The sequence below is a fragment of the Hominimerdicola alba genome (assembly GCF_900109655.1).
Lineage (GTDB): Bacteria > Bacillota > Clostridia > Oscillospirales > Ruminococcaceae > Hominimerdicola > Hominimerdicola alba_B.
In genome coordinates, this window is sequence record NZ_FOAT01000005.1 from 208,575 (window position 1) to 223,605 (window position 15,031).

At 46.8% G+C, this 15,031-nt stretch carries 13 protein-coding genes; 8 read left to right on the plus strand and 5 right to left on the minus strand.

Annotated elements, in window-relative coordinates; all coding sequences use genetic code 11:
- The 3 genes from BMY75_RS08010 to BMY75_RS08020 all read left to right on the plus strand — a co-directional run bounded on the left by BMY75_RS08010 (position 1) and on the right by BMY75_RS08020 (position 2,420).
- Complete coding sequence (locus BMY75_RS08010) at positions 1-276, plus strand: hypothetical protein (protein ID WP_074832245.1); 276 nt, start codon at positions 1-3, stop codon at positions 274-276.
- 66 nt (positions 277-342) lie between these two features.
- Entirely contained in the window at positions 343-1,326 is a 984-nt protein-coding gene (dusB, locus tag BMY75_RS08015) for a tRNA dihydrouridine synthase DusB (RefSeq protein ID WP_074832250.1), read from the plus strand.
- 29 nt (positions 1,327-1,355) lie between these two features.
- A complete protein-coding gene (locus BMY75_RS08020; RefSeq protein ID WP_074832253.1) occupies positions 1,356-2,420 on the plus strand; it encodes an NAD-dependent epimerase/dehydratase family protein in 1,065 nt (354 codons plus the stop codon).
- A gap of 446 nt (positions 2,421-2,866) precedes the next feature.
- On the opposite strand, the gene BMY75_RS08025 is transcribed toward BMY75_RS08020, so the two are convergent.
- On the minus strand, positions 2,867-3,157 hold the full coding sequence (locus BMY75_RS08025; RefSeq protein ID WP_074832256.1) for a hypothetical protein: 291 nt from the start codon (positions 3,155-3,157) through the stop codon (positions 2,867-2,869).
- Between the two features lie 414 nt (positions 3,158-3,571).
- Between BMY75_RS08025 and BMY75_RS08030 the strand changes: the two genes are divergently transcribed.
- Together BMY75_RS08030 and BMY75_RS08035 are read left to right on the plus strand one after the other, a co-directional pair.
- Positions 3,572-4,264, plus strand: a complete 693-nt coding sequence (locus BMY75_RS08030; protein ID WP_074832260.1) for an iron-sulfur cluster assembly scaffold protein — start codon at positions 3,572-3,574, stop codon at positions 4,262-4,264.
- 14 nt (positions 4,265-4,278) lie between these two features.
- Positions 4,279-5,277 (plus strand): GGGtGRT protein, encoded by a 999-nt coding sequence (locus tag BMY75_RS08035; RefSeq protein WP_074832263.1) that lies wholly within the window; start codon positions 4,279-4,281, stop codon positions 5,275-5,277.
- Between the two features lie 124 nt (positions 5,278-5,401).
- Here the strand turns inward: BMY75_RS08035 and BMY75_RS08040 are convergent, their stop codons facing one another.
- From BMY75_RS08040 to BMY75_RS08050, 3 genes are all read right to left on the minus strand, one after another.
- A complete protein-coding gene (locus tag BMY75_RS08040; RefSeq protein WP_074832267.1) occupies positions 5,402-5,740 on the minus strand; it encodes a hypothetical protein in 339 nt (112 codons plus the stop codon).
- A 39-nt stretch (positions 5,741-5,779) separates the two neighbouring features.
- Positions 5,780-6,748, minus strand: a complete 969-nt coding sequence (gene prmA, locus BMY75_RS08045) for a 50S ribosomal protein L11 methyltransferase (RefSeq protein ID WP_074832272.1) — start codon at positions 6,746-6,748, stop codon at positions 5,780-5,782.
- A gap of 267 nt (positions 6,749-7,015) precedes the next feature.
- Positions 7,016-7,765, minus strand: coding sequence for a hypothetical protein (locus BMY75_RS08050; RefSeq protein WP_074832275.1), 750 nt, complete (start codon positions 7,763-7,765; stop codon positions 7,016-7,018).
- Positions 7,766-8,095: 330 nt separating this feature from the next.
- Between BMY75_RS08050 and BMY75_RS08055 the strand changes: the two genes are divergently transcribed.
- The 3 genes from BMY75_RS08055 to BMY75_RS08065 all read left to right on the plus strand — a co-directional run bounded on the left by BMY75_RS08055 (position 8,096) and on the right by BMY75_RS08065 (position 11,261).
- On the plus strand, positions 8,096-8,962 hold the full coding sequence (locus tag BMY75_RS08055) for a DUF6709 family protein (protein ID WP_074832279.1): 867 nt from the start codon (positions 8,096-8,098) through the stop codon (positions 8,960-8,962).
- 13 nt (positions 8,963-8,975) lie between these two features.
- Positions 8,976-9,398, plus strand: coding sequence for a Holliday junction resolvase RuvX (gene ruvX / locus BMY75_RS08060; protein WP_074832282.1), 423 nt, complete (start codon positions 8,976-8,978; stop codon positions 9,396-9,398).
- Between the two features lie 279 nt (positions 9,399-9,677).
- Positions 9,678-11,261 (plus strand): S1C family serine protease, encoded by a 1,584-nt coding sequence (locus tag BMY75_RS08065; RefSeq protein WP_074832286.1) that lies wholly within the window; start codon positions 9,678-9,680, stop codon positions 11,259-11,261.
- Between the two features lie 58 nt (positions 11,262-11,319).
- Here the strand turns inward: BMY75_RS08065 and BMY75_RS18450 are convergent.
- Positions 11,320-15,031: dockerin type I domain-containing protein (locus tag BMY75_RS18450; protein WP_074832290.1), on the minus strand; the 3,712-nt coding region annotated here is incomplete at its 5' end.

The window sequence follows — 15,031 nt, forward strand, 5'->3', positions numbered from 1 at the left end:
ATGAGTGAAGCAGTAAAGAAATTTTTCACATACAAGGGACTGCCCCTGGTAAGAAAGGGCAATCAGCTGTACTACGGCAATATGTATGACGAATTCGTTGTATGGATAGAGATAAAGCACACCAAAAAGGTGGGCGAGCTGGAAGTTGCTGACAAGGTCAAGATAAGAAAAATGTCTACCGACCTTACCAAGCCCAACATCGACAAGCAGGCAGATACTGACAGCCTTTACGACGCACTTGATATCGCTTGTGCATGGCTGAAAGTGAAGGCTTAATTATCAATTTAACTAAACGGAGCGGAGATCACTTTTGCGGCGGTCTCCGCTTTTCGGGAGAATAGCATGGAATATGTTAGCATCGGCGGAGTGAACGTCGAAAAAACTGCGGCACTGGCGCCTATGGCTTCGGTGGCGGACAAATCTTACAGGCTTCTTTGCAGAGAATTCGGAGCGGCTTACATGGTCAGCGAGATGATATCCTCAAAGGGTCTTTGCTACAATGACAAGAAAACAGGCGAGCTTTGCGAGATAGAGGAAGAAGAACGTCCCTACGCTTTGCAGATATTCGGGGAAGACCCCTACTATATGGGCAAGGCGGCGTATCTGCTGGGTAAATACAAGCCTGACATAATCGATATAAACATGGGGTGTCCTGTGCCTAAGATAGTCGGCAACGGCTCAGGTTCGGCACTTATGAAAGATACTCCCCGTGCGGTAGAGATAGCGCGGGAAGTTGTGAAAAATGCAGGCTGTCCCGTGACGGTGAAATTCCGTGCGGGGTGGGACGATACCTCGCGTAATGCGGTAGAATTTGCAAAGGCTTTGGAACAGACAGGTATCGCAGCTATGGCGGTACACGGTCGTACAAGACAGCAGTTCTATTCAGGTGACGCTGACTGGGAGATAATAAAGCAGGTCAAGCTGGCGGTAGGTATACCTGTGTTCGGCAACGGAGATGTAAAGGACGGCGAGAGCTGCCAAAAAATGTATGAAGAGACAGGCTGTGACCTTGTGATGCTGGCGCGGGGAAGCTACGGCAAGCCCTGGGTATTCCGCGAGATAAGGCATTTTCTGGAAACAGGTGAAAAACTGCCCGACCCTGACCTGAAAGAGCGCATGGAGATAATGCTGAAGCATTGCAGTTATCTTTGCAGGTACAAGGGCGAAGTCCGCGGCATGAAAGAAGCTCGGAAAAACGTAGCATGGTATGTCAAAGGACTGCCAAATTCGGCTAAGCTCAGGGCGGAATGCGGTGAGCTTTCCACCTTTGCACAGGCTGAGGAGATGGCGGCAAGGATAATCAGCGCGGGACAGGAAAACGCCTGAATTACATATATATCAAGGGAGGACTAATAATGAAGCTTTCGGACAACAGGATAATGCAGGAGGACATTGAGCGTGCTTCGGGTGCAGATCTTATAGATTGGGACAAGCTGAAAGGCAAGACTATACTGGTGACAGGTGCGACAGGTCTTATCGGCGGACAGCTGGTAATGACACTGCTTAACGCAAATGCCGAAAAGGGACTTGGGCTGAAAGTCATCGCGGCGGTACGCAACAAGGAGAAAGCTGAGAAGCTGTTTAAATATGCTGACAAGTCGGCGCTGGAATTCCTGGTACAGGATGTTACTGCGCCTTACAGCTACGAGGGCAACATCGACCTTATAATCCACGGTGCCAGCATAACAAGCTCAAAGGCATTTGTGGAAACACCTGTGGAGACCATATACACTGCTCTGGACGGTACCAAGAATCTGCTGGAGCTGGCTAAAGCCAAGAATGTTGAGGGCATGGTATATCTGTCTTCATTGGAAGTTTACGGTGTTGTAGACCTCAGTATGGAGAGCGTTGACGAAAAGACCTTCGGAAGCATCGACCCCATGAGCGTAAGAAGCAGTTATTCCGAGGGCAAGAGGATAGTTGAAACACTGTGCACTTCTTACGCTCACGAATATGGCGTGCCTGTTAAGGTGGCAAGACTTTGCCAAAGCATGGGCGCAGGTGTGGGCTACAACGACGGCAGAGTTTTCGCGCAGTTTGCAAGAGCCATCATCGAGGGAACAGACATCGTACTGATGACAGACGGTTCCACTGAGAGAAATTACTGCTATATCAGTGATGCGGTTACAGGTATACTCACGGTACTGCTAAGGGGCGAGGTGGCACAGGCTTACAATATCGCAAACAAGAACACCCTTATAAGCATACGCGGCATGGCAGAGATGCTGATAGAGAATTATCCCGAGAGCGGCACAAAGCTTGTTTTCAACATCGTTGAGGACGCTACTAAGCTGGGCTACAATCCTAAGGTGAAGATGAATCTTGCGACAGATAAGGCTGAAGCACTGGGCTGGAAAGCTGAGATAGGTCTGAAAGAGATGTTTGACAGGCTTATTGAGAGTATGAAGATAGATAGGTAACGAGGGAAAACTGCTAAAGAGGCGAGCTTTTGGTCAAGCCTTTCGCGAAAAGCTTGCGGGGAGCCACAGTCAGAAAAGCTGACTGTTAAGGGCGGAGTCCCTCAATCACCAAGGCGCAAAGCCAAAATGCATAGCAAGCAATAAGAGCAAAGCAAACTTCCGAACAATATGGCGCGGCAATACCAAATTATACGAGCGTATACGACCGTATGCGCTCGTATTTTTTTGTACGTGAATTATTTAATCCCCGCGTCCATAATCAAACAGCGAAGCCACAGCCGACGCAGTCGCTGTTATCCGACAGCTCGACCCGAGGAACGAGGGGTGAGAAATAACAAATTTCTGACTATCCCAACAAATCCCAAATCTATCCATACAAACAAAAAGTCCCGAAACGCTTTTATACGCTTCGGGACATTACTATCTGTTTAACATAGCAGGCGTTATCAGCTGTTGTACTTCATGTATTGCAAAAGAATGTGTACCATTCCTACAAGAGCATATACACCTACCACAACTCCGATGAACCTGAACAGCCACCAGATGAAAGGTATCGAACCCAGTACCACAAAGAACAGTGCGCAGAAAATAAGCGCAACAAGATAAATGCCGATGAAGAATATCACGCTTCTGATATCACGTACATCACACTTCTTGTTCTGCGGGAAAAGGTCGCTGAATTCCATATATGCAAGTTTATCACGCCATTTTTGAATAAAAGCCTTGATCGGTTCCATAAAATATCCCCCTATTTCATAAATTCATTTAATGATATAATTATAACTCATTATAATGGTTATTTCAATATTTCCTTAATATTTTCAGCGCTTTGCATAAATATTATTAATATGTGTTGTTTGGTTTTACTTATTGCTAGCCGAGCCATCTGTCGTGTTCTCTGTGATGTATTTATCAAGTATCTCTGCCGCGGTCTCAACGAATCTTATGCAGGGACACACCTTATAATACTACTCCGTGCGCCGGCTTCATAGTGTTCCCGAAAGCCCTTAATCATCGGGATGCAGGGCTTTCGTAAAAAATGACAGTTAATTTAAAAATTTTTGTGAAAAGACTTGAATTGTCAGAAGAAATGTAGTATTATATATTAGAGGCGGCATGGACTGCCAAATAACCGAAAGGAGTTATTATCAATGATCTATTCGCACGAAGTTGAAACAATGTGCCCTATCGCACAGGGCGTTGCTCACGGCGCTGCTCCTATCCCTGAGGAGGCTAAGTGGGTCAAGGCAAAGGAGATAAAGGATATCTCAGGCTTTACACACGGCATCGGCTGGTGTGCTCCCCAGCAGGGTACCTGCAAGCTCACCCTGAATGTTAAGGAGGGCGTTATACAGGAGGCTCTCGTTGAGACTATCGGCTGCTCGGGTATGACCCATTCTGCAGCTATGGCTTCCGAGATCCTGCCCGGCAGAACTATTCTTGAGGCTCTGAACACAGACCTCGTTTGTGATGCTATCAATACCGCTATGAGAGAGCTGTTCCTGCAGATCGTTTACGGTCGTTCGCAGTCTGCATTCTCCGAGGACGGTCTGCCCATCGGTGCAGGTCTGGAGGATCTGGGTAAGGGTCTGCGTTCTCAGGTTGGTACAATGTATGGTACACTGGCTAAGGGTCCCCGTTATCTGGAGATGACCGACGGCTATGTTACTGATCTCGCACTGAATGCTGACGATGAGATCATCGGCTACAAGTTCGTAAACTTTGGCAAGATGATGGACTTCATCAAGGCAGGCGACGACGCTAATACAGCTTTCGAGAAGGCTAAGGGTCAGTACGGCAGAGTTGCTGATGCCGTTAAGTTCGTTGACCCCAGAAAGGCATAAGGAGGATCAGTATCATGGCATTATTTGAATCTTATGAGAGAAGAGAAAAGCAGATCCTGGCTGTAATCAAGGAATACGGCATTAACTCCATCGAGGAGTGCGCTGAGGTATGTAAGGCTAAGGGTCTGGATATATACAAGCTCGTTGAGGGCATCCAGCCTATCTGCTTCGAGAACGCTAAGTGGGCTTACACTGTAGGCTGCGCTATCGCTATCAAGAAGGGCTGCACAAGAGCTGCTGACGCTGCTGCTGCTATCGGCGAGGGTCTCCAGGCTTTCTGTATCCCCGGTTCTGTTGCTGACCAGCGTAAGGTTGGTCTGGGTCACGGCAACCTGGGCAAGATGCTTCTGGAAGAGGATACCGAGTGCTTCGCATTCCTGGCAGGTCACGAGTCTTTCGCTGCTGCTGAGGGCGCTATCGGTATAGCTGAGAAGGCTAACAAGGTTAGACAGAAGCCCCTGAGAGTTATCCTGAACGGTCTGGGCAAGGACGCTGCACAGATCATCGCTCGTATCAACGGCTTTACATACGTTGAGACTGAGATGGATTATCACACAGGCGAGGTTAAGGAAGTATTCCGCAAGGCTTACTCCGAGGGTCTGAGAGCTAAGGTAAACTGCTACGGTGCTAACGATGTTACCGAGGGCGTTGCTATCATGTGGAAGGAGAACGTTGACGTTTCCATCACAGGTAACTCCACCAATCCTACCAGATTCCAGCACCCTGTTGCAGGTACTTACAAGAAGGAAAGAACAGACGCTGGCAAGAAGTACTTCTCTGTTGCTTCCGGCGGTGGTACAGGCAGAACTCTGCACCCTGATAACATGGCTGCAGGTCCTGCTTCCTATGGTATGACTGATACTATGGGCAGAATGCACTCTGATGCACAGTTCGCAGGTTCTTCTTCCGTTCCCGCACACGTTGAGATGATGGGTCTCATCGGTATGGGCAACAACCCCATGGTTGGTGCTACTGTTGCTTGCGCAGTTGCAGTTGAAGAGGCTATGAAGTAATTCACCTTTTAAAGTGTATATCAAAACGACCCGAGCTTCGTGCTTTCGGGTCGTTTTTTTGCGTATGAAAAAGCACTTCTGTCATCGGTGTGACAGAAGTGCCTGTTATGCTTATTAACGTTTATCAGTTTATACCCTCGGCAAATGTAACGGGTACTGCAAAGAGCACACCTGCGTTTGGCTTGGTGAGATCGCCTGTTACGCTGTGAATAGCGTCCTTAGCTGCTTCGATCTGCTCGTCGTGGACTGCCACAAAGATGGTCTTGCCTTTCTGCTCGGGGTCTTCACCTTTGAGCATCGCCCTGAGAACGCCTATCATCGGGAGATTATCCATATCCGATATTGACTTTGCCATCCCCACGCTGTCAATGCAGGTGCCCCCCTTTATACCTGCTGCCGCAAGGGCGTGCATGATCTCGTCCACCAGTTCCACTCTCTTAATGACTACAAATATCAGCTGCATTTTAGCACTTCCTTTCGTTCTGCTGCATATTTACGGGACTTACGGCGCTTTGAATGAAGCTGCTACCCAGTCCTCTTTTTCTCTTATTTCGTCAAGTACAAAGCCCTGTGCTTTTATCACATCAAGAACTTCGTCCTTGCGCATATCGATTATACCCGAAACTATCAGCCTGCCGCCCTGTTTCAGGAAGCCTTTGAACAGTCCGCTCATGCCGATGAGTACATCTGCCACGATGTTTGCACATACCATGTCGAAACCTGTACCTATCTCAGCCACAAGTGCCTGATCGTCGATGACGTTTCCGCATATCGCGTGGTACTTTTCGGCGGGGATATTGTTCTTCTCAGCATTTTCCCCTGCTATCTTCACTGAGTTAGCATCGATGTCGATGGCGGTACATTCCTGCGCTCCCAGAAGAACAGCACCAATAGAAAGTATACCGCTGCCGCAGCCGAGGTCAAGCACCCTGTCGCCGTCGTTCAGGTATTTCTCAACCAGTTCAAGGCAAAGCTGAGTAGTGTTGTGCTGTCCTGTGCCGAAGCTTGAAGCGGGGTCGATCTCCAGTATCTTTCTTGTCTCGCCTGCGGGGATATCCTCCCAGCTTGGCTTGATAAGAAGCTTGTCGCCTATCTCCAGCGGTTTGAAATACTGCTTCCAGTTATTAGCCCAGTCCTCTTCACGGACGTTTTTCAGCTCATATTCAAGTCTGCCGAATGCGTTCTCGGTATCACGGGTCTTCAGCGCCCTGAGTTCAGCCTTGACAGCCTCCAGATAATCCAGACCCTGTGCATTTTCGGGCAGATAAGCTGTAACTGTGGTCTCGCAGTTTTTAAGACCCATCAGATCATCATCGATATAATCCCAGTTTACACTCTTGTCGCTGAGAAATTCCTCGAAATCCTTTGCGTCCTTGATGACAAATCCGTTTATACCCAGCCCCAGCAGGCAGCCTGTTACGGCTTCAATGCCCTCGGAAGTGGTATAAATATCGACCTCAACCCAATCCATATTATTTATTCCCCTTTTTAGTTAGAAAATATTATCAAAAATCAATAGTTATATTAATTATTATAGCACACTTTACATAATTTGTAAAGAGCTTTAATAAAAAGTTCAAAATTATAAAAATATTATAAAAGATAGTTTGACAAACATATCGTGTCGTCAAAAATCCGATCTATCTCGGCAGCCAAGCAAAAGCCCCGAAGCACAAAAAATGCTTCGGAGCAAAAATGCTATATGGATATCCGACTTAAAGTCCGCCAATTAAATATATTACTTAGCGTCCTTCTTGTCAATGAACTCGCCTGTGGAAACATCAAATGCCTCGCGGGACTTGCTGCTGATTATGAACCAGATAACACCTACGGCAACAGCAACGCCTGCAACGATACCGATGATTATACCGGTGATGTTTTTCTTCTGTGCTTCCTTTTCCTGCTCCTGTGCTTTCTTTTCCTGTTCTGCGATAGCAGGGTCTATCCAGTGATTGCCCTTGTCATTGCAGTTGGTAATTGTAACAGTTTTTACCTTGATCTTTGCATCATTTGTAGAACCGAAAAGAACTGCGTCCACCTTTTCAAAGTTGTCGGAACCGTATGCAGCAACGATATCAGCATAGGTGAAAGACTCAGTGTTATTCTCTTCATCCAGCGCAGCGGGAACTACCTTTGCCCATACACCGCCGTTGGCATTGACCATGGGGGTATCGGGATATGACCAGCTCTGGAAAATAAGCTCTACGGGGAATCCTGTAGGACTATCGACCTCGTGTGTTTCGAGAATATCATATGTAACTGTGATAACAGACTGATCTGTCATTCTTGTAGCATCAAAGCACTTAAGATCGTCGGGATCATTACTGTTGTAATTGAACTGTATGCTCTGTGTCCAGTTGTCAGATTCAACTGCGTTAGTGCAATCAAGCTGTACATCGCCGTATGCACAAGCTACGATAGCCTGCCCTGCCATGATAGCCGCTGCCATAACAGCTGCTGAGATCTTGCCAAAAATACTTTTCTTCATTTTAAGCACCCTTTCTAAACGTCTTTTTTCCTTTTCCCCAGATTCCTTCTATTTCATTTATACAAGGCTATTTTAGCATATTTCAGCCTTCAAGTAAAGGGGAAAAGGCTAATATTAAGCAAAATTTCACAGAAACTAAATACGGTTTTTAGTACGTTGACAAAGTCCGTAAATTAGTATATAATAGTAGAAAATCATAAACATCTCAGTGAGCATATTACACAAAAATATAATGGACTTTTTATAAGTGTGATACAAAATTTATTCACATTTGCAGAATTCTCGTTCACATTTTTTGTTCACTGGCTACAATTCAGATGGAGGTAGAATATGAGAAATTTTATAAGTTCAAGGATAGCGGTGCTTAAAATTGTTGCATTTGTAATCGGTATATTGATGATGATATTCACCATGGGCGATGCTATCAAGATTTGGAAAAAGGACTTCGGAAAAATCTACGAAAAAGGCAGAACGGACTACGCTCAGGACGAGCTTGTCACGGGCAAGATAGAATACGTTCTTGGCACGGTAGCGACCCTTGAAAGCACCCAGACCGTCTACGGCATACCTGTAAAAAAACAGCTGACCCCTTACTATCTCTGCTATATAACCTATGACGAAAACAAAGGCAAAGATGAATATTGCGTGCTTGTTCACGCCACAAACAAGGATACCATAAAGACGATGGACAGTCTTGTGATACACACGCAGTTCGCACTTGAACACGCCGGTGAAAAAGTCACCAGCAGCACAGAACCTGTTGCACTTGAACTCAAAGCAAAGCCAATTCCCGATGATGTAATGGATTACACAGTGAAGTATTTGCAGGGCGGCGAAACATCTGAACAGGAGATAAAGAAAATGCTGGCGGATTATATGCTTGAAGAGCAGGATTTTTCCACAGCCAGATTTATGCCGCTGTTCGGATTCATCATCGCCGCTATACCCGTATTGATGTTCATAGTTTCCAGAAAGCGCGCAAGAGCTTTCAAAAACAGCAGAACTCACTATGTCAATCAGGGTCCTGCAAACAATTTCAGCGCACCGCCCTCAAATGCAGGCGGCGAACCTATGAAACGCTACAGCGCTCAGGCTTATGAGGCTCACACCTATCCACACGGATACAATGCCGATAACAACCAGCAGGAGCCTTCTGCCGAGATGGATTCCATAGACACATCAAATCTGAAACTTTAAGGAGGAGCAGGATATGCGTATTCTTGCAGTAGATTACGGCGATGCACGTACAGGCATTGCTGTTTCGGATAATTCGGAAATGCTGGCTTCGCCTGTATGTACCATAACCGAGTACCATGCCGACAGGCTGGCGCAGAAAATAGCTGATATCGCCAAGGAGCAAAATGCAGGTGAGATAATAGTCGGCCTGCCGCTGAACATGGACGGTTCAAGAGGCGGCAGAGCGCAGAAATGCGAGGAGTTCGCCGCCATGATCGGTAAACTTGTGGATGTCGAAGTAAAAATGTGGGACGAACGCTCCACCACCGTAACCGCCCACAGATTCCTCAACGAGACCAACGTACGCGGCAAAAAGCGCAAGGCAGTAGTCGATACGGTTGCTGCTACGATAATACTTGAGAGCTATCTTTCTTATCGGTCGAAGCATAAGGATTGATGTTGCAGTCAATGTTCTTAGATTTCACGGCAATATACAAAATTTCAGAGCGCGGACGATCAAAAGTCCGTGCTCTTTCTATCTGCGAAAACCAGCAAACCAGAGACCACAGCAACCTTTCAGCTATCCTGTCAAATCCAGATCAACAGCAGTAATAATATGATCACAAACCTATATCATAAAATCCCCAAATAAACAGCTCCCGCCCCTATAGCTTTCTATATCCCGATATGTTGACAAAGCACTGCGGGCATGATAAAATAATATGGGGGTGATGATATGTCAAGAATGATCGATAGACTGGCAGAGTCAGGCAGCGGATGTTTTGTGCGCTGTGTGGGCGTTTCGGACAGCTATCTGCTTGATATTGAGGAACTTGACCGCCGTTTTGAGGGAGAAGGCTATCTTCGTCTTAACAAACTCGATACTCCTACAAACAGCGACGAACTTGAATGGCTCAGAAAAGAATCCGAGGAGTTTGCTGAGAGCTTTGAGGGCGCGAGGCTTCTTTCACTTTACCGTGAAAGCGTAAGCAATATAAATCCATCAATAGAAACGAACCTCATCATAAGCCTGCTGCACTGGAGCAAACTGCTGGGCAGCCGTACAGGCGGAGTACTTATCTACTGCGGCAAAACAGGCTATAAGGAATATCTTTTCTGCTATCTGGCTTATATGAAGGGCTGGAGAGTTCTTGTGCTGATGCCAGAGGGCGAGGGCAAGCTTTCCTCGGTACTTGCTGAAAAATCCGAGCTGATAACCCTGGGTATGCCCTATGCGGTTCAGATACCGGCGTATGTACCTCCCCGTCCTGTCGTAAGACAGCCAGCACCCCAGACATATCAGAGGGCTCCGCAGCGTCCTCAGCCGACTTTCAGCACACCTCCGCACGAGTACAGAAGCGGTCCACGCCCCAATGCACCTATGCGCGGTGACGAAGGCAATATCAAGGTCGCGATACCTCCACGTGAGCGCAGGAACAGTCCTCGTCCCAACGCACCCATGCGCGGTGATGAGGGCAATATCAAGGTAAAGATACCTCCGCGCCCATCCCGCAAAGGCAGTTCAAATATTCCAAAGCAGACATTTACTGCAAGTGCACCGGAGGATATTCCTTACGAAACTCACAGTGATATCCCGCCTGTAGAAAACAACTTCACACCATACCCGCAGAAAGTTCGTACAACGCCTCCCCCATCGAGAAAACCAAGCGCACAGACTACGATGGAGCGCAGCGTACCAACGCCGATAAATCGCAGTGCACCTGCTCCGATGAATCACGGCAGGCAGCGCGAGCTTTCTTCCGAAGAGATAGCAAGGCTGGCAGAATCGGTGGTAATGATAACCGTGTGCAACAAGTTCGGCGATATGGTGGGCAGCGCTTCCGGCATAGTTATAAATGCCGACGGATATATCCTGACCAATCATCACGTTATCAGCAAAGGCACCTATTTCCTTGTGAGATTCGAGAATGACAGCACCGCTTATCCCGTTCAGATAGTCAAGTACAACAACGTGCATGATATGGCCCTGCTGAAGATACAGCGCCGTGCAAAACCACTTCCGCTGTACAGAGAAAAAATGCATGACCTCGTCCGCGGACAGAAAGTTATCGCCATCGGAAGTCCGCTGGGACTGTTCAACACCGTATCCGACGGCATAATCTCAGGATTCCGCGTGATAGATGTGACCGATATGATACAGTTCACTGCGCCCATATCCCCCGGCAGTTCCGGCGGCGCACTGCTGAACACCTACGGCGAGATAATCGGTATGTGTACAGGCGGCGCAAAGGATGGTCAGAATATCAACCTTGCAGTAAGCTGCCGCATTATCGAACCCTTCATCATGAATTTCATATAAACGCAAAAACGGCTTTCCACATTCGGAAAGCCGTTTTTATCATGCTTTTGCAAACCAATTATTTTATTAGTTTTTTGCCCTTGATATGAGCCGCCATAAGCGAAATATCGGTTATGTTTACCTTGCCGTCGCCATTTACATCAGCTGCTTTGAGCTGATCGCCCGAAAGTAATTTACGTCCTTTGACGTGAGCTGCTACCTTTGTAAGGTCAGTGAGGTTTATTACGCCGTCGCCTGTCACATCGCCCTTCTTTATCTTTGAGGTGGACTTGCCGGTAATAGCGAAGCCGCGGCTTATTTTGCCTGTATAGTTGCCCTTGCAGGTAACAACAGCCTTTGCTGCGCCAACTGCGATGTTGTTTACGTAGGTCACACTGTAATGAGTGCCCTCGGTCAGAAGAATGCTTCCGTCGTAGACCTTCACCTTCGGTGTGATAGCCTTTCCGGTATATGCGTACTCGTTCTTTTCGAGCACAACGTTAAGGCAGGCTGCATTTTTGCTGTTAATGGTGAATTTCTTTTCGGTAGAACCCGAATAGTTTCCTGTACCTGTGATAACTGCTGATGCAGTTCCGGCTGCGGTGTTGTTTTTGTATGCAACTGTGAAATCTCTGCCCTCGGTCAGTTCTGTGCCGTCAGCAGTAACGGTAACAACAGGAGTCTTTGCATTTCCGTCGTAATTGAAACTTGCAGCAGAAAGTGCAGCCTGTGCGCCTGCCAGCGACTTGGGAGTGATCGTAAAGGAAGCTGTTAAAGTACCCTTATAACCGCCTCTTCCTATAACAATAGCTGTCGCCTTGCCGGCATTGATATTGTTATAGTATGCCACTTCAAAATCCTGATGCTCTTTCAGGGTAACCGAGCCGTTTTTCAGAGTTATCTGAGGCTTTTTAGCTGTGCCATCGTATGCGAAAGTTTTTGTATCCATGCTGATAGTACAGCCAGAAATGGACTTTGCACTTGCCGAATCGATAACGAAAGGCTGTGTTACAGAACCGTAGTAGTTGCCTAATCCGCTTATGGAAACATAAGCTATTCCTGCTGAGGTATTATTAGAATATGATACCAGATAATCCCTGTTCTCCACCAGTGTTCTGCCGCCCATTTCTATTGTTACGGAAGGACATCTTGCACTGCCGACGGCATCGTAGCAGTAATTTTCCAGCTTTATTGAAGCCTTGGTGATATCGCTCGGCTTTATCTTAAAGGACTTGTTAAGAGTACCACTGTAATTGCCTGTGAAGTTCACAGTTACAACTGCGTTGCCTGCTATGATATTATCGCTGTAATCAAGAGTATAATCGGTCTTTTCTGTGAGTACCCTGCTGCCGTCCTTTACAGTGACTTTTGGCTTTCTCGCTGTGCCGTTATAATCATAGCTTTCGGGTGAAACTGTAACACCGAGAGACTTTGCGGACTTCGCTGTGATAGTGAAGCTGTCCTCATATATGCCAATATATTTGCCCATACCTGTTACAACTACCTTTGCAGTGCCTGCATTGACGTTTGCAATGTAATCAACAGAATAGTCAACATTATTCGTAAGAACTTCAGTGCCGTCCTTTACGATAACACTCGGAGTTATAGCACTGCCTGTGTACTCATAAGACTTTTTGCTCAGCTGGATACTGCAGTCTGAGATCTTGTTTGAATCAGCTGCCTTAGCAGTTATAGTGAACGTTGCAGACTTCATGCCTGTGTAGTTGCCTGTGCCGTTTACATATACACGTGCTGTACCCGCTTCAACATTATTGCCGTAGGTGAGTCTGTAGTCAGCACCCTCCACGAGTGTATTCATACCCTCCGTTACAGTAACAGCAGGTTTCTTCTCGGTGCCGTCGTAAATGTAGTTATTTGTCAGAACAGCTATCTTTATATTATCGAGAGGTGCAGGCGATATAGTGAAATGCAGTGTGCCTGTACCCGCATACTCGCCGATACCTGTTACAATTACGCTTGCAGTACCTGCGTTGATGTTATTTTCGTAATCGTATGTGTAATCCACACCGTTTCTCAGCGTCTTGTCGCCGCGCTTTACTGTAGGAACAGGCTTTTTGACCATGCCGTCGTATACAAATGAATCAGCGCTGAGAGTAGCCTTGCAGTTTGCTATATTTACAGCCTCAGCCTTGTTTATAGTGAAGTTTGCTTTCTTTGTACCTGTATAGTTGCCCTTGCCTGTCACGGTAACGGTCGCTGTGCCTATGTTTGTGTTGTTTGAATAGCTGACAGTAAAATCAGTGCCGCTGACAAGGTTCTTTGAACCATAGGAAACTGTCACGGAAGGTTTCTTTGCAGTGCCGTCATAGGTAAATGCAGTTGCTGATAGAGTAACATTCAGCTCGCTCACAGACTTCGCAGTTATCTTGAAGTTCTTGGACAGCGAACCTGTGTAGTTGCCTGTACCCTTTACAGCGATGCTTGCTGTGCCTGCGTTTACGTTGTTAGAGTAAGCAAGAGTATAATCCTTACCGTTTGTCAGAGTTCTTGAGCCGTCAGTAACAGTTACATCTGGCTGCTTTGCCTTGCCGTCATAGATATAACTTGCAGGGGATACCACAACGGTAAGACCGCTTACAGACTTCTGACTGATAGTGAACGTCTTGGTCAGTGTTCCTGTATATCTGCCCAGACCCATGATATTCACAGCAGCTGTACCCGCATTGATATTGTTGGTGTAGGATACGATATAGTCAACACCGTTTATAAGCGATGTTGAACCGTTCTTTACAGTTACAGAAGGCTTCTTTTCGCTGCCATCATAGGTATATGTGCTTGCTGACAGAGTTGCTGTGCAGCCGCTTATCGATACAGCAGCAGGTTCGCTGATGGTGAAACTTGCTGACTTAGTACCTGTGTAGTTGCCCTTGCAGGTTATCACAGCGGAAGCTGTTCCCGCATTGATGTTGTTTGAATAAGAAACAGTATAATCCGTGCCGCTTGTAAGAGTCTTTGTACCGTCCTTTACAGTTACAGTCGGTTTCTTTTCCTTGCCGTCATAGGTGTAGCTTGTGGGTGAAACTGTAACTGTCAGCGCACTTGCATTCTTCGGACTGATAGTGAATGTCTTTGTTGTGGAATCAGTGAAATTGCCGATACCCTTTATAGTCACTGTAGCCGTACCGGCATTTGTGTTGCTTGAGTATGCAACAGTGAAGTCTGTTCCTTCAGTAAGAGCATCAGAACCGTTAAGTACATTTACCACAGGCTTTTTCGCCGTGCCGTCATAGGTATAATTGGTTGTACCCAGAGTGACGGTACACTTAGTAATGGAAGTAGGTGCCGCCTTGCTGATGGTAAAGCTTAACGTCTTTGTGCCTGTGTAGTTGCCCATGAATGTGATATTCGCCTTAGCTGTGCCGACCTCTGTATTCGCAGAGTACGAAACAGTGTAATCAGTACCGTTCACAAGCGTTTTGCTGCCGTCAGTTACTGTAACAGCAGGAGTCTTCGCCTTGCCGTCATATGTATAACTCGTAGGCGAAACTGTAGCAGTCAGACTGCTCGCATTCTTTGCCGAAATAGTGAAAGACTTGGAAACTGTGCCGGTATAGCTGCCTTTACCTGTGATGGTAACAGTGGCTGTACCTGCATTTGTATTATTTGAATACGATACAGTATAATCGGTTCCGCTGGTAAGTGTCTTACTGCCGTCCTTGACGGTAACCGTCGGTTTCTTCGCTGTACCGTCATAGGTATAGCTTGTCTGCGAAAGTGTTATCGTGCAGCCGCTGATAGATTTTGCAGCAGCACTGCTGATAGTGAATGTC

Excerpts from the sequence above, each read along its gene's own strand:
- BMY75_RS08020 (WP_074832253.1), top strand. The coding sequence starts at position 1,356 with ATGAAGCTTTCGGACAACAGGATAATGCAGGAGGACATTGAGCGTGCT.
- BMY75_RS08010 (WP_074832245.1), top strand. The coding sequence starts at position 1 with ATGAGTGAAGCAGTAAAGAAATTTTTCACATACAAGGGACTGCCCCTG.
- BMY75_RS08065 (WP_074832286.1), top strand. The coding sequence starts at position 9,678 with ATGTCAAGAATGATCGATAGACTGGCAGAGTCAGGCAGCGGATGTTTT.
- BMY75_RS08040 (WP_074832267.1), bottom strand. The coding sequence starts at position 5,740 with ATGCAGCTGATATTTGTAGTCATTAAGAGAGTGGAACTGGTGGACGAG.
- BMY75_RS08050 (WP_074832275.1), bottom strand. The coding sequence starts at position 7,765 with ATGAAGAAAAGTATTTTTGGCAAGATCTCAGCAGCTGTTATGGCAGCG.
- BMY75_RS08035 (WP_074832263.1), top strand. The coding sequence starts at position 4,279 with ATGGCATTATTTGAATCTTATGAGAGAAGAGAAAAGCAGATCCTGGCT.
- ruvX (WP_074832282.1), top strand. The coding sequence starts at position 8,976 with ATGCGTATTCTTGCAGTAGATTACGGCGATGCACGTACAGGCATTGCT.
- prmA (WP_074832272.1), bottom strand. The coding sequence starts at position 6,748 with ATGGATTGGGTTGAGGTCGATATTTATACCACTTCCGAGGGCATTGAA.
- BMY75_RS08030 (WP_074832260.1), top strand. The coding sequence starts at position 3,572 with ATGATCTATTCGCACGAAGTTGAAACAATGTGCCCTATCGCACAGGGC.
- BMY75_RS08055 (WP_074832279.1), top strand. The coding sequence starts at position 8,096 with ATGAGAAATTTTATAAGTTCAAGGATAGCGGTGCTTAAAATTGTTGCA.
- dusB (WP_074832250.1), top strand. The coding sequence starts at position 343 with ATGGAATATGTTAGCATCGGCGGAGTGAACGTCGAAAAAACTGCGGCA.
- BMY75_RS08025 (WP_074832256.1), bottom strand. The coding sequence starts at position 3,157 with ATGGAACCGATCAAGGCTTTTATTCAAAAATGGCGTGATAAACTTGCA.